19 protein-coding genes are annotated in these 15018 nt (G+C 32.9%); 8 read left to right on the top strand and 11 right to left on the bottom strand.

All coding sequences use genetic code 11. From position 1 onward, the window contains the following. Position 1: 1 nt before the first annotated feature. The 8 genes from mraY to RR643_RS00980 all read right to left on the bottom strand — a co-directional run bounded on the left by mraY (position 2) and on the right by RR643_RS00980 (position 6708). The gene (gene mraY, locus RR643_RS01015) at positions 2–964 is read right to left on the bottom strand and encodes a phospho-N-acetylmuramoyl-pentapeptide-transferase (RefSeq protein WP_332482049.1); all 963 of its coding nucleotides are present in this window, start codon (positions 962–964) and stop codon (positions 2–4) included. Between the two features lie 46 nt (positions 965–1010). Further along, positions 1011–3188, bottom strand: a complete 2178-nt coding sequence (locus tag RR643_RS01010; RefSeq protein WP_332469033.1) for a penicillin-binding protein — start codon at positions 3186–3188, stop codon at positions 1011–1013. A gap of 2 nt (positions 3189–3190) precedes the next feature. Next, positions 3191–3496 carry a hypothetical protein gene (locus RR643_RS01005; protein WP_332469034.1) on the bottom strand — a complete coding sequence of 102 codons (306 nt, stop codon included), beginning with the start codon at positions 3494–3496 and terminating at the stop codon, positions 3191–3193. Continuing rightward, positions 3480–4430 (bottom strand): 16S rRNA (cytosine(1402)-N(4))-methyltransferase RsmH, encoded by a 951-nt coding sequence (rsmH, locus tag RR643_RS01000; protein WP_332482048.1) that lies wholly within the window; start codon positions 4428–4430, stop codon positions 3480–3482. Before rsmH ends, RR643_RS01005 begins: the two co-directional genes overlap by 17 nt. Continuing rightward, complete coding sequence (gene mraZ, locus RR643_RS00995) at positions 4430–4858, bottom strand: division/cell wall cluster transcriptional repressor MraZ (protein ID WP_332469036.1); 429 nt, start codon at positions 4856–4858, stop codon at positions 4430–4432. Before mraZ ends, rsmH begins: the two co-directional genes overlap by 1 nt. Positions 4859–5068: 210 nt before the next feature. Continuing rightward, positions 5069–5215 carry a 50S ribosomal protein L32 gene (rpmF, locus tag RR643_RS00990; RefSeq protein ID WP_332469037.1) on the bottom strand — a complete coding sequence of 49 codons (147 nt, stop codon included), beginning with the start codon at positions 5213–5215 and terminating at the stop codon, positions 5069–5071. 11 nt (positions 5216–5226) lie between these two features. After that, positions 5227–5739: a YceD family protein gene (locus RR643_RS00985; RefSeq protein ID WP_332469038.1), complete on the bottom strand. Its 513-nt coding sequence runs from the start codon at positions 5737–5739 to the stop codon at positions 5227–5229. Between the two features lie 63 nt (positions 5740–5802). Then, the gene (locus RR643_RS00980; RefSeq protein WP_332469039.1) at positions 5803–6708 is read right to left on the bottom strand and encodes an alpha/beta hydrolase; all 906 of its coding nucleotides are present in this window, start codon (positions 6706–6708) and stop codon (positions 5803–5805) included. 80 nt (positions 6709–6788) lie between these two features. Between RR643_RS00980 and RR643_RS00975 the strand changes: the two genes are divergently transcribed. Further along, complete coding sequence (locus RR643_RS00975; RefSeq protein ID WP_332482047.1) at positions 6789–7919, top strand: nucleotidyltransferase; 1131 nt, start codon at positions 6789–6791, stop codon at positions 7917–7919. Here RR643_RS00975 and tagD read toward each other — a convergent pair. Further along, a complete protein-coding gene (gene tagD / locus RR643_RS00970) occupies positions 7906–8304 on the bottom strand; it encodes a glycerol-3-phosphate cytidylyltransferase (protein ID WP_332469041.1) in 399 nt (132 codons plus the stop codon). The genes RR643_RS00975 and tagD overlap by 14 nt on opposite strands. Before the next feature lie 59 nt (positions 8305–8363). Here tagD and RR643_RS00965 point away from each other — a divergent pair, with 59 nt between their 5' ends. Next, on the top strand, positions 8364–8933 hold the full coding sequence (locus RR643_RS00965) for a hypothetical protein (RefSeq protein WP_332469042.1): 570 nt from the start codon (positions 8364–8366) through the stop codon (positions 8931–8933). A gap of 78 nt (positions 8934–9011) precedes the next feature. Here the strand turns inward: RR643_RS00965 and RR643_RS00960 are convergent, their stop codons facing one another. Both RR643_RS00960 and RR643_RS00955 read right to left on the bottom strand, forming a co-directional pair. Continuing rightward, positions 9012–9731 (bottom strand): YebC/PmpR family DNA-binding transcriptional regulator, encoded by a 720-nt coding sequence (locus RR643_RS00960; protein ID WP_332482046.1) that lies wholly within the window; start codon positions 9729–9731, stop codon positions 9012–9014. A 71-nt stretch (positions 9732–9802) separates the two neighbouring features. Next, positions 9803–10672: a PHP domain-containing protein gene (locus RR643_RS00955; protein WP_332482045.1), complete on the bottom strand. Its 870-nt coding sequence runs from the start codon at positions 10670–10672 to the stop codon at positions 9803–9805. A gap of 51 nt (positions 10673–10723) precedes the next feature. Here RR643_RS00955 and RR643_RS00950 point away from each other — a divergent pair, with 51 nt between their 5' ends. The 6 genes from RR643_RS00950 to RR643_RS00925 all read left to right on the top strand — a co-directional run bounded on the left by RR643_RS00950 (position 10724) and on the right by RR643_RS00925 (position 15018). Continuing rightward, positions 10724–11260 (top strand): DUF402 domain-containing protein, encoded by a 537-nt coding sequence (locus tag RR643_RS00950; RefSeq protein WP_332469045.1) that lies wholly within the window; start codon positions 10724–10726, stop codon positions 11258–11260. Positions 11261–11453: 193 nt separating this feature from the next. Beyond that, positions 11454–12164 carry a LytR/AlgR family response regulator transcription factor gene (locus RR643_RS00945; protein WP_332482044.1) on the top strand — a complete coding sequence of 237 codons (711 nt, stop codon included), beginning with the start codon at positions 11454–11456 and terminating at the stop codon, positions 12162–12164. A gap of 114 nt (positions 12165–12278) precedes the next feature. After that, positions 12279–12716 (top strand): LytTR family DNA-binding domain-containing protein, encoded by a 438-nt coding sequence (locus RR643_RS00940; protein ID WP_332469047.1) that lies wholly within the window; start codon positions 12279–12281, stop codon positions 12714–12716. Positions 12717–12726: 10 nt separating this feature from the next. Beyond that, positions 12727–13140, top strand: a complete 414-nt coding sequence (locus tag RR643_RS00935) for a hypothetical protein (RefSeq protein ID WP_332482043.1) — start codon at positions 12727–12729, stop codon at positions 13138–13140. A 110-nt stretch (positions 13141–13250) separates the two neighbouring features. Continuing rightward, complete coding sequence (locus RR643_RS00930; protein WP_332472287.1) at positions 13251–14168, top strand: ABC transporter ATP-binding protein; 918 nt, start codon at positions 13251–13253, stop codon at positions 14166–14168. Further along, positions 14161–15018 (top strand): ABC transporter permease, encoded by an 858-nt coding sequence (locus RR643_RS00925; RefSeq protein ID WP_332472288.1) that lies wholly within the window; start codon positions 14161–14163, stop codon positions 15016–15018. The genes RR643_RS00930 and RR643_RS00925 overlap by 8 nt, the downstream gene beginning before the upstream one ends.

Below are 15018 nucleotides of genomic sequence, written 5' to 3'. Positions count from 1 at the left end.
TTTACAATACTGCAATAATAAAGCCAACAACAGCACAAATTACTGATAGTATCCAAAATGAACGTACTACTTTGGTTTCTTTCATACCTTGTAATACAAAACTATAATGAATTGGGGTATAGCGGAACACTCGTTTACCCCTTAATTTAACAGAACTAATTTGAATGATGACACATAATGTTTCCCAAACAAAAACTCCACCAATAAACAAAAATGCTACTTCCTGTTTTAGAACCATAGCTAGCGCTGCAAGTGATCCACCAAGCGCCAGTGAACCAGTATCACCCATAAAGATTTTCGCTGGATGAATGTTGAATCGTAAATATCCTATTAGAGCTCCTAAAAGTGAGCTAATGAATACAACAATCGCAATATTTCTTGCTTGTAACGCAAACAATAAAAATGGTACAAGAGCAATCACACTACAACCGGCTGCCAATCCATCCATACCGTCAGTTAAGTTTACGGCGTTACTTCCACCTACAAACATAAAGAAGATCAAGACTCCATATAAGCCACCTAGTGGTAATACAGTATGAAATATAGGAATCACAATATCAAGTGAAGTATGACTTTGATAAACAATAAAGAATATAACTGCCAATAAAACTTGTAATAGAAATTTATGACTTGCTAATAAGCCTTGATTATCTTGCTTAATAACAATAATGTAATCATCAATAAACCCTATTGCTCCATACCCTATAAATGCCAACAATACAATTGCAACATCCATATCAAATACTGCTTTTGGTATAAATAAGAATGTTACAAGAACTGGTACTATAACGAATAAAACACCACCCATAGTTGGTGTTTTAGCTTTCTTTTGATATTCTTCTAAACTGTATTCACTTACAGCTTGATTAAAACTAATTTTTTTTAAGTAATTAATATAGTAAGGCATTAAGATTAAAACGATTCCTGCACTGACAAGAAAAGCGCCTAACATCATGATTATCATCTTTCTTAGCCCCCTTATTTAAAGCCTATTTATTATACCAAGAACCCTATTGAAGTTCAACTTCAATTTCAGTGTCCTTTGTAACGAAAGCTTCTACTGGGACATTTTGATAAATGACTTGACCACTTCCTGATATTTTGAATCCAAAATCCGTAATTTCCCACAACGCAGTAACATCCTTTTTAGTCCATCCCGTTAAATCTGGCATATAGAATCCACCTGTATCAGTTAATACAAATACTTTTTGACCTGTTGAAACACTCTCTCCTGCTTTAGGAAATTGATCAATAACAGTGTCACTTGAACCTAAAATATAAGTATTTACACCCATACCATCTAGTTTAGATGTAGCATAATCATAAGAGTGATTCACTAAATTAGGCATTTCATAACTCTTAATTTCTTGCTTAATGTAACCCTCTTCTTCTGGATAATCGACTGACTCTGCATTTGGAGTAGTTGCGGTTAGGTTAGTTAGCATTGCAACCTTTCTTAATAATGTCTTAATCGGCTCTGTTTTATAGTGCGCATTTCGATCATATGCTGCTTCAAACGCATAATAAACGATATATTGTGGATCATTCGCAGGCATTCCCATCATAACTGATGCAATTGTTCTACCTGAAGCATATGACCCTGATACTAAAACTTGTGTTGTTCCAGTTTTACCACTAATTTCAATTTCTGGTATTTTATAATGTTTTCCTGTACCTTGATCATCATAAACAACGCGATACAAGATATCTCTCAATTGCGAAGCAGTTTCTGCAGTAATTGGCTCTCCAACAACTTCAGGTTCTGCTTGATAAATTATTTTTTGACTATCATATGAATCCCGAACTGTTTCAATAAAATAGGGTTTCATCATTTTGCCATCGCCAAAGATAGCTGAGTAAGCTTGAAGTAGTTGCAGCATCGTTACTGTTGAACCTTGTCCATATGCAGCTGTAATCTTCTCAGAAGGCCATTTATAATGTTTGATTCCTATTTCTTCTCGAATACCATCAGTTTCTACTGGTTGAAAGAAATGGAAACGATCAAGATAATCTTCGTAAATATCTGGATTAATCACCTGTGTTAATAAATCCGCTGTAACTGAGTTGGAAGATAAAATTAAACCATAATCATAACCCACCATACCCCAGTTTTTATAACTCGCATTGGTAATACAACCAAGACCACCCGATTGTACACGATATGGATTTAATCCATCTGACTTATAACAATATGGTCCTGAATATACTTGGGCATTCCCATCATACATGCCTTCATTGATTGCTGCAGCCCATACAAATGATTTCATCGTTGAACCTGGTTCATAAGGTAATTGTGCTCCAAAGTTATTGTAATCAGTAATATTTAATACATTAGGATCAAATGACGGTGATTGTCCCCATGCAAGCACTTTACCTGTGTCAACTTCCATTACCGCTCCCCAAACACGGGAAGCATTAAACATCTCATTTGTTTGTAAGAATGCTTGTTCAAGAGATTCTTGAATATCCTTATCCAATGTTAAAACAACATCATTACCATTAATTGAACTAACCTCAGTCACTTTCATTCCCGGTAAGACAAACCCATTCTTGTCAGCTTGATAGGTTCTATATCCATCTGTCCCTGATAGTGCTTCATCCAATATCAATTCAATTCCCATTTTTCCAACTGTACTACCTGATTCATCAGATTGTGCAAACCCAATCAAACTAGATGCAAATTGTCCTAATGGATAAGAACGTTTAATAGATGATGTAAATTCAATTCCATTTAAATCATAACTTTCAATTTCTTCTTTTTTCTCTTTTGATAAGTTACGTCCTATAGTCCCCAATTCAGTTTGATACACATCTTTTGAAAGTAAATTATAAATCGTTTCCCGATCTCCACCTAAAAGAACTGATAAAACATCTGCAGTCTTTCCTGGATCATCAACATAAGCTACTTCATTCTTCTTTGCTAATCGATTCTTATCAAGAATGCAGACAATATTATATGTTTTATTATCTTGCGCAATAATCGTCCCATTACGATCATAAATATAACCTCGAGTTGCTTTTTTAATTTCTGTACGCATGTTCGCACTGTTTGCATACTCATTTAAATCCGTATTACTCACCGCATGAACTTTAACTACAGATACTAAAAAAACATTAGAAGCGATCAAAATCGACACTACTAATGTGATGGTGAAGATAAATAGAAGCATACGGTTGCTTCTCTTCATTTCTATTCTCCGCTAGCGATAGTTACTATGTTGTTAGAGTTAGATTCAAGTCCAGCATCGCTCGCAATTGATTCAATACGATCACGAGAACTTAAAGTTTGGATTTCAACCTTAACAGCTTCATTTTCAGTTTGATATGAAGCAATCTCAACATCTATTTTTTGTTTTGCTACGCTTAAAGAATTGTTGTATGAACGCAAGAATAAACTAGAACCCAAAGATGCTAATCCTGCAAACAAAAATAATACAACGGTAAAATTTTGTAAACGTAATTTTTTAACTTTTTTCTTCTTAACAATCTTTGCCATTATTCTTTACCCTCTCTAATACTCTAAGTTTTGCGCTATGTGATCGATTGTTTATCGCCAATTCATCATCACTAGCTAGTATTGGTTTTTTATTAATCAATTTAAATTCAGGCGTTTCCATTTGTTCTGGTAGTAATGGAATCCTTTTATCAATTTGTTCAACTGTTGATAATTCATTAAATAATTCTTTTACGATGCGGTCTTCAAGTGAGTGGAATGTGATGATGGAACATCTTCCTCCAACTTTTAACATGCTTGTCGCATCTCTTAATCCTTGTTTCAACGATTCAAGTTCACCATTTACTTCTAAGCGAATAGCTTGAAATGTTTGTTTTGCAGGATGTCCCTTTTTACTTAACACTTTCATTGGTAATGCTTGTTTAATAACATCCACCAATTCAAATGTTGTTTCAATTGGCTTAATCAATCTATTTCTTTCAATACTGCGAGCTATTTGTTTTGCAAATTTTTCTTCGCCATATTGATATAAAATTCTCATTAAATCGTGAAAATCATATTTATTTACTACATCATATGCCGTTAATTCTTGGCTTTGATCCATTCTCATATCTAGTTTTGCATCAAATCGATAACTAAACCCTCTTGATGCATCGTCAAATTGTGGTGATGAAACTCCAAGATCCATCATTATACCATCAACTTCTGTGATACCTTTTTCTTCTAAATCTTTTTTCATGTTTTTGAAATCATCATGAATGAATGTTATGTGATTTAAGTAATCTTCAAGACGTACCTTTGACTCCTCAATTGCCTTTTGATCTTTATCAAACGCAAATAAATGTCCATCTTTCAATTGTTCTACTACAAGTAAGCTGTGTCCACCTCTTCCAAGAGTTCCATCAATGTATAAGCCATTTTCTTTAACAGCTAATCCATCTACTGTCTCATGGAGTAATACGCTTATGTGTTCCATTACAACAAGAAATCAGTCAATTGTTCAGCAACATCTTCAAATGATTCGCTTCCCTCTTGATAGCCTTCCCAACGTGTTTCAGACCATATTTCTACATGATCAGCAACACCTACAATGACACATTCTTTTTCAATTGCAGCTTCACTAATCAAATAACTTGGTAATTGAATTCTACCTTGTGCATCGCATTCACATTCAGTTGCCTTAGAAGTGATACTACGTACATAAAGTCGAGTTTCTTTTTTGGTTGATGGTAATTTTTTTAATTGTTCAAGTAATAGTGTCCATTGTTCCATAGTGTATACAGTTAAGCATCCATCCAATCCACGTGTCACAATGAAAAGCTCCCCTAATTCCTCACGAAATTTAGCTGGAATAATTACTCTTTTCTTTGAGTCAAGATTGTGTCTGAATTCACCTATAAACACAAGAACCTCCCACTATCTACCACTTCTTACCACTTACTCCCACATTATAATACATATCCAGGTATTTGTTAACACTTTTTTTCATAAAATGTTAATTATTTCACTTACTTGAAAATCATTCAATTAGCCTTTTAAATAAGGACTTTTTGACAAAATAAAAGACCGAATTTTTCGGTCATTTTAAACATAAAAAAAATAGTAAGAATCTTACTATTTATTTCCACATGCGCACATGAAGTGAGGTTTTTTAAGTTCCCCACATGCAGGACATTTAACTAGTGTTGGAGCATCTAGTTTGAAATGAGTTCTACGTTTGTTTTTTCTAGTTTTAGAATTTCTTCTTTGTTGTACAGCCATTTTGGCACCTCCTAATCATTTTCAATTTTGAAATCTTTTAGTTTTGCTAATCGAGGGTCAATCTGACTGCCCTTCGACTTTTCATAATCTTCTTCGCTCATAATTTGCCAACCATTACCTTTAGGATAATCAATTGGACCATCTTTTACTACCTTAAGAGGTACCTCAAGATTTATAAGTTGGAAGATAACAGGAATCAATTCAATGATTTCATTCTTAACTACATGGACGTCAACATCATCTGTTTCTGCAAATGAGAAGACTTCATGGCAACAGGTATCAAATGGTACATCCACTGATTCGTTGGTTATGGCACATGGGCATTCCATGATTCCCGTAATCTCTAATTCTACTTCAAATTCATTTGATGTAGAACTAAAGTATCCAACCCCGCTTACATGTATATCGTGCAAATCTCTTAAACGCTCATTCATTTTGAATGTGTTCTTATCAAACTCTACAAATTCATCAAAATGGATTTGATTCTCTTGCAAATTTAACAGCTCAGCCCTTGTCCATTTCACACGCTATACTCCTATTCGTTAACGCATTAATTATAGAGAAAGACACCTCTAAAGTCAATCGTTTTAGCCATTCTTCTTCAAGCAATGTTTACAAATCCATCGATAAATATCTTCATAAATGGTATCTTGTTCCTTTTCATTTAATATTTCATGTCTAAGTTCAGGGTAAACAAGTTGTGATAAATTACTATATCCAGCCTTTTTTAGACTATTAATTGAACTCAATAATCCTTTATTTCCACCGGTACAAGGATCTTCTTCACCAGCTATAAAAAATATCGGTAAATCTTTTTTTGTGCATTTCCATCCCTTAGTTGAATGCATATCACACATTAATCTAAATAAATCTTCATAACCTTTGTTTGTAAATGGAAATCCACAAAGTGGGTCGTTAATATACGATTGTACATTATCTGGGTTTTTACTTAACCAATCAAATTCAGTTTTACCATTTTTAAATTTCTTGGCAAACTGTCCTGTAGATAATTCTTCTAGGAAAGGTGTTCTTCCCTTCTCGCCATTCTTCTTTACGTAATGCTTTGCAAGCAAAACCCCAGCACGAGCCGCAAGTTGATAATTTGGAGCTCCACTAAGTATTAAGCCATTCAATTCATAATCAAAGCGTTTCAAATAGCTACGTGCCACCAACGATCCCATACTATGCCCAAACAAGATAAACGGAACTTCAGGTGGATATTCGCGTTTTACAATATCTGTTATAAAATGTGCATCTTCAATTAGCTTTAACCAACCCTCTTCCGAGTCAAAAAAACCAAGATCTTCTGTATTTAAACATGTAGATCCATGGCCTCGATGGTCATAAGTAATTACCACAAAACCTTTTTTACACAAGTATTGAGCAAACTTCTCATATCGTTGTCCATATTCACTCATCCCATGAATAATTTGAATAATACCCAAAGCATACTCTTGAGGACGGTATATGTTGTAAGATAATTCAACTTTCATATGCTTCACCTCGCTTAACTATCATAACATATTTTTATTAATAACAAGAAGAATTATGATAGAATAAAGCAGGTGATAATATGAAAATATGTGGAATTATCGTTGAATACAATCCATTTCATAATGGACATTACCATCACATTCAAAGAGCAAGAGAAATCAGCCAATGTGATGTTTTAGTTGCGGTTATGTCTGGCAACTTTGTTCAACGTGGTGAACCTGCAATTATTGATAAATGGCAACGCGCTAAAAAAGCCGTTGAATATGGTGTCGATTGCGTTATAGAGTTACCTTATATTTACGCTACACAAAGTGCATCCCACTTTGCTAAAGGAGCTATAGATTGTCTAAAGCTTGCGCAAATCGATAGTTTAGTATTCGGTAGTGAATCAAATAACTTAGAAGAACTCCAAGAAATGGCAGATTCATGTATCCATGTAGATCATCTAAAAGAATCTTTACATGCTGGTCATAGTTTTCCTAAATCTTACGGGCTTTTAGCCAAAGAAATGGAACCAAATGATATTTTAGGTGTTGCCTACTTGAAAGAACTTAATAACACCGCAATTAAACCTTATACAATACAACGAACAGTTCATTACCACGATCAAATGATTCACCAACAAATTGCGAGTGCTTCCGCGATACGCAAAGCAATCTTTAATCATACTAATATCCAAGACACAACACCAATGACACAAGAGTTAGAAAACTCTGTTTGCGTGCAACTTAAAGATTTTTATCCTTACTTACGTACAATATTACTGACAAGTAATCCTAAAGAATTATCCAATATCTTTTTGTTTAATGAAGGAATCGAAAACCACCTCATCAACCAAGCAATGCATTGTGCAACTTTCGAAGAATTCTTGAATAAATCAACTACAAGAAGGTATACAACATCTAGGATTCAACGTTCTTGTATACAACTATTAAATCGTGTTACCAAGGATGAAGTTAAGAATCTCCCCCCATTAGACACTTTAAGAATACTAGCATTTAACGAAACAGGTCGTAATTATTTAAAATTCCTTTCCGAAAAAGAAATAAAAGTCGCAAGCAAGTTTGCTCAAATCCCAGAAGCCTATCGTAAACTTGAATTTAGAACAACACTCCTTTATACATCTCAAATGGATGAAACTAAACGCGATGAACTTATCAAAAAAGAAATAGGTGGACCTCAATACATAAAAAGTACTACTCCTCAGTAGCACTTTCTAAATCATGTTTAATTTTAGTTGTTGATATGCCCTCTGTTCTCGGCAAATAAACAACTTCACAATATTTCTCTAAATCATCAAACTTACCTTCCCAATCATCCCCCATAACCAAGGCGTCAGCAAAATAATTTTGTATGTCGTCTTTTTTTTGTTCCCATGTGTTTTCAGGAATAACCAAATCAACATAGCGAATAGCTTCTAACATCATTTTTCTTTCTTCATATGGGTGATAGGCCTTTTTACCTTTAATCGCATTAAATTCATCAGTTGATAAAGCTACAATTAAGTAGTCTCCCATTTCTTTAGCACGTTTTAATAAACGAATATGACCCCAATGTAGTAAATCATAAGTTCCATAAGTTAAAATTCTTTTCATGGTTAGCTCCTTATTCATGTATAATTATTATATCAAATTAAATGGATAATGGAAAAAATATGAAGATAAAGAAATTATTGGCAATAACATTGTGTTTATTATTAGTCGGATGTGCACCTAGACCTTCAACTTCTGATGGGACGATGCATGCATTTTTAAGTGGATTCAAAACATTTGACTTTGACAAAATGAACACCTATCTAAGCCAACCTATAGACCAAAATATACAAGAAGAATTCGAAGGTTTTCAAGAATATACCAACAGCACACAAACAACAAAAGAAGTCATGCGTATATTAAAAGAAATGGAAACTAGTTTTGATCTTGTGGATAGCCAAGCTAATCAAGTAACTTATAAATTAACCATTACTTATTACAGTTGCATCGAGCTAAAAGAAAACTACCTTGAATATTTTATCCAAGCTTTTGATGATCATGCGAATCCTGATGTTTACGATCAAAAAATAGCAGATGCTTATCACAAAGCATATATGCGTGCGAATCCAAGTTTAGTTAAAACTTTTGATGTTGTATGTATAAAAACTGATGATGGTTGGTTTATTGAAGATGGAGATAATTTATTTGCCGCATTAACAAAAGCAATTAAGACCCAAATAAACCTATTGTAATCGAATCTCAACGAGACTTTAATCCATAAATATAAATCTACAGTATAAATACAAATTAAAAAGGTGACTAATCACCTTTTAATTTTTTACGTTATGATAAATCGATTGAACATCTTCACAATCATTTAATAATGTGATTAAACGTTCCCATAATTCTTTATCTTCATCAGTTTCCAATTGAACATATTCTTGTGGAAATAATGTAATTTCACATACATCAAATTTAACCTCAGGAATTAAATCTTCAATCGCTTTTTGCGCTTTACCAAAATCCGTTGGAGCAGTATAAACTGACATAATACCATCTTCAATTTCAACATCCGTAACTTCTACTTCAGCATTGATTAAAGCATCTAACATTGTTTCTTCATCTTCATATGGAAATGAGAACAATCCAACCGTATCATAGCTATGTGAAACACATCCAGCAACTCCCATTTTTGCATGAGCTTTATTGAAACATGTCTTTACAGCACTTACACTACGATTTACGTTATCAGTTAAGCAATCAATTACGATTGTTGAAGCACCAGGACCAAATCCTTCATAACGAACTGGATCATAGTTTTCATTTGATGCTCCCTTCGCTTTTTCAATTGCACGTTTAACAACGTCCGCAGGTATTTGATTTGCCTTTGCTTCTGCAATTTTACGTTTAAGCCCTTGATTCATATCCGGATCAGGAACACCTGCCTTCGCAGCCATATACAATTCTTTACCAAATCTTGAATAAAGTTTAGTTTTTAATGCTGCAGTTTTTGCCATTGACGCAGCTCGCACTTCATGTGCACGACCCATAATTTATTCCACCCTTCGTTTTTTACTGGTTTATTATATCAAAAAGCTCTATAAAATTAAAGTTCAATTACTTATTCTGTTAAGTTATTTACAAAATCTTCAATCTCACAACCAAATGTACCCATTTTTATTGCAGGTTTATTTTTACCATGAAAATCACTACCACTTGTCATAATAAGATTTCGTGCCTTCGCAATATCATAATAGAACTTAGTTTGTTCAAGGGCATGATAATTACTTTCAACCTCTATCCCTTGTATACCTAAATCAAGTAGGCGCAAGAAAATATCATCTTTGCCTTTGAAATTCAATCCCGGATGTGCAACAACTGTTACCCCATGTGTTTCTTTGGCTATATCAAGCACCGATTGCACCGTTAGCATTTCCCCAGAAACATATGCTGGTTTACCTTGCGAGAAGAAATCCAAGTAAATATTTAAGAACGGATTATCACAACGATTACCATTTTCACGATACGGGAGTAAAAACTCACTATCTTTGAATTCTGGTAATTCAAGTAAAAGTTCCCCAATATCTTCAGGTACAAGAACACCATTTTTTTCAATTGATTTCAATGCATCACGATCGATATGAATGTGAAGATATGACTCCAATAATTCAACTTGCTTCATTGCAATTTCTTGATTTTGTTTTAAATAAAACTGTTTGATATCCTCATAACGCGGGTCACGATAGTCCATATGATAAACTAACAAATGGAAATTAGTCCCTTCAAAACTACAATCAACCTCTATTCCTGGAATGACTTTTAATCCCAATTTTGTACCCTCTTCAATCATCTCTGAAACGCCATGAACACTATCATGGTCTGTTAGAGCGATTTGACTAATACCATTATCCTTAGCCATTTGACACAATTCTTTTGGTGAATACTCACCATCATCACTGTATAGAGAATGCATATGAAAATCTTTAATCATAAATACTCCTCCTGTATAATGATATTATTATATCACGATGAGGGACTAAGTATGAAAACAAAAACAATGAAACGACAAGAATGGTGGCGGTTAAACGAGTATAAATTTTCATCAAGAACCATCGACTCACAAACTGAAGCTGGATTAATACAAATGATTAATTTGAAAGAAGCTTTGTATATTTCTTACCCACTTACAAACCAATCCAAATGTATTGCGGATAATGGATACTCATGGTTACAAATAGGTTTTAGAAATCATAATTTATGGTGTACTGCCATGTTTGATGATACAGAAACACTAGTTGAGTGTTATTTTGATGTTACTCTTCAAAATAACATATTGCCTGATGGTAATTCTTATTTTGAAGATTTGTATTTAGATATAGTCTTCTTTCCAGATGGAACAATTGAACTACTTGATGAAGATGAATTAAAAGAAGCTTTAAATCATACAGAAATCACATTGGATCAATATAATTTTGCGAATGATGTTGCATCAAAATGTATAGCTTGGCTCAAAGATAAATCAAATCAAAAAGAACTTATCAACTTTTGTAATAAGCTATATATCGAATTAAAAAACTAGTACTTGTTTACAAATCTAGTCCAGATAATTTTACTAAACATGAATATAACTTCACATGTTTATAAAAACTAATTGTTCATTGTCTCAATTAAGAGTTATTGTAATGAGCGTCATCTATAATGTAACAAAAACAATGTGTATAATATTTTTATTATCGTAGATTTGATATTATTATTATAGGGACGTGATTAAAATGAGTTTAAATATAGCCATATGCGACATAAATCCGTATCATCTAAACGAAACCTTATCTGAAGTGATGAAATTTTGTAAATCAATTGATGTAAAGCCTACTGTAAGTACATATAGAGAGCATACACAACTGCTTAAAGATTTCATTAAAACCGAATTCCAAATCTTAATCACAAATACACATTTAGAAAAAGTTAGTGGCATCGATTTAGCTCGTAAGATAAACATACTTTATCCTAAAACAAGGATCATTTTTGTTATGGAAGAAAATCAATTTACTACAGATGTTTATACAGTTGACCACCTATATTCTGTTTTTAGAAGTAATATTTCTCAATTATCCAATGCAATGCAAAAATACTTCGATTCAATCGACAACAACACAAATTGCCTATCACTATCATTTAAAGGAAAAACATCAATTATTCCTTTTAAAAATATCGTTTACATTGAAAAATCATTAAGAAAGGCGTTATTTTATACAACACAAGGTAATTACGAAACATATCGTTCAACAGAAGAAATACTTGGTGCTTTACCAAACCACATCTTTGTTCAATGCCATCGAGCTTTTTTAGTCAATATGTTATTTATAAAAGATGTTAATTCCACCGAGATTAGTTTATACAACGGTCACCTAATTCCAGTTGGAAGAAATTACTTACCACATGTAAAGGATGCATTAACGCGAATCGAACATGTCAATCTATAGACAGCAAACGCTGTCTTTTTTGTTATCTTACATTTGTTTTTAGTCATCTTACTAGATAATATTTGTTAACTTATATTCTTCTTGTTAGAATGATTTTAAAGGTGGGGATATTTCATGAAATTACTAATCGAACAATCCAACGATGTGCAAGAAGTCGAAATTAAAATTACTTGTGGCTATATGGATGATCGACTCAAACGACTTATTGAACAAATCAAACTATTTTCATTCTCATTAGTTGGATATCTTGACGGCGTAACTACACCTATTGCTTTAGAAGATATTTACTACTTTGATACTGTTGATAACAATGTGTTTATCTATACTTCAAATAAGGTTTATACATCTGACAAAAAATTATATGAACTAGAGGAATTCCTTACTAATTCTCCCTTTATTCGCATAAGTAAAAGTTGCATTGTAAACACAAACTACGTCACTTCAGTTAAAGCCCATTTTAACGGGAGAATTGAAACAACATTAGAAAACAATGAAAAGTTAATTGTATCAAAGCATTATATTCAGGATTTTAAAAGAAAGTTTGTATTTTGAGGTGAGAATAATGATAAAAAAAATACTAAATATTATTTTTGGAAGTTTTACAATCATGATGCTACTTTTCACATTTTTTAGACAATTTGATTTAGCACCAGCAATTGATAATGAAGTAGTGATACAAGTTTTAATTATATCCACAAGTATCGCAGTTTTAATGGAGATATCCGATAAAATTCAAGAACATTTTGATTACTCTTCATTTTGGGGTGATTTAATTATTCGTGTCATAATATGTTATACCGTTGTATTTATAGCCTGTGCAAATTTCGGCTTTGTTTCATTTTCATTATTTGGGTTATGGGAGATAACACCTACATTGTTATTTTGCTTTCCATTGACCTATGCATATGCTGTCTTCATGAATAGTGAATTAGCAGAATCGATAAACAAAGCAATTAAGAAAAGAAATAAGATGTAAACCATCTTATTTTTCTTTTTGGTCAACTTAAATAGTTACTATGTCATCTTACTTCAATAGCCATTGTTTAATGACACGACATTCGTTAGACTCTAGTTGAGGTGATAGAAATGGAAAAAATTATTTCAATACAGAATCTAAAAAAAGCATTTAAAGATATAAAAGCAGTACAAGATATCAGTTTCTATGTTGAGAAAGGAAAACTATTTTCTTTCTTAGGAACGAATGGTGCAGGTAAATCTACAACGATAAATATGATGTGCACTCTACTTGAAAAAGATAGTGGCACAGTTATCATTGATGATTGTGTGTTAGGTAAAGATGACAAAAAAATACGCAATAAAATTGGTGTTGTTTTTCAAGATAGTGTTTTAGATCCACTATTAACTGTAAAAGAGAATATTCTAACTCGTGGTAGATTATATGGCTTAAAAGGAAAGCAATTAAGAGACGCATTAGATTTCGTAGTAAAAGCTACAGATATTCAAGAGTTTATTAATCGTCCTTACGGTAAACTCTCTGGCGGTCAAAAAAGACGTGCCGATATAGCGCGTGCTTTAATACACAAACCTACTATTTTATTTTTAGATGAACCGACAACTGGATTAGATCCTAAAACTAGAGAACTTGTGTGGAACACCATCTCTAATTTACAAAGAGAATTAGGAATGACAATCTTCCTGACAACACACTATATGGAAGAAGCTGCAACATCTGATTACATCGTTATTATTGACCATGGAAAAATTGTTGCACGAGGTACTCCATATGACTTGAAAGAAGAATATAGTCAAGATACATTACGTATAAAGGCACTTGATGTCAACCAGATTTGTAGTATATTATCGCAAAAATCGTATTCGTTTACTATCGCAAACAATTTAATTATTATACCAATCAAAGAGTCTAAAATCATTATACCTTTGCTTCATGTATGTGAACCTTACATAGAGAGTTTTGAAGTAATTCATGGTTCCATGAATGATGCCTTTATCCAAATTACATCCGGAGGTCAAATCAATGATTAATTTAATGATGAGAAATTGCAAAATTTATTTTAGACAAAAAAGTACTGTATTCTTTTCTTTACTTGGTGTACTTATTATCATCATACTATATGCGGTATTCCTTGGTGATCAATTCAAAAGTGGATTCGATGTAGCTGAAGTTGATATACTCATGTACAGTTGGGTTATTGCGGGCATCGTTGCGGTTACCTCTATTACAACCACAATGGGCGCTTTTGAACTCTTTGTAGAAGATAGAGCTAATCACATTAGTAAAGACTTTAACACCTCTCCAATAGCTCAATACAAGCTTGTAGGTAGTTATATACTTTGTGCATTCATTGTAGGTAGTTTAATGAGTTTTGTAGCCTTCATTCTAGGTGAAGCCTTTCTCATAAGTCAGGGTGCAACTCTTCTTAACTTAACTGGAATCATTCAAACGATTGGAATTATTCTAATATCTAGTTTTATGTCGAGTACAATGATATTCTTTATCGTTAGTTTCTTCTATAGCCTAAGTGCGATGTCAACTGCAAGTACAATTCTCGGTACACTCATTGGATTTCTTACCGGTGTATACTTACCCATTGGTGCACTTCCTAATTACGTACAAACAATTATCAAATTCTTTCCTAACGCTCATTCTGCCGCATTACTTAGACAAGTTTTCTTAGTAGATCCTATTAAAGTAAGTTTCAACAATTTACCAATAGAATATTTAAATGGGTTTAAAGAAAGTGTTGGTGTTGTGTTTAAGATAGGTGATTTTACATTCGAACCCATTCATCATATTGTATATATGATTGCGATTACCATTATCTTCTTCATCCTTGCAGTTTTAAATTTATCACGAACATCAAAACAAAAATGA

The sequence above is a fragment of the Anaerorhabdus sp. genome, assembly GCF_036637135.1.
Classification (GTDB): Bacteria; Bacillota_I; Bacilli_A; order Erysipelotrichales; family Erysipelotrichaceae; genus Anaerorhabdus.
Note: the sequence above shows the minus strand (reverse complement) of the source record. Positions and strands in the feature narration are given on the sequence as shown.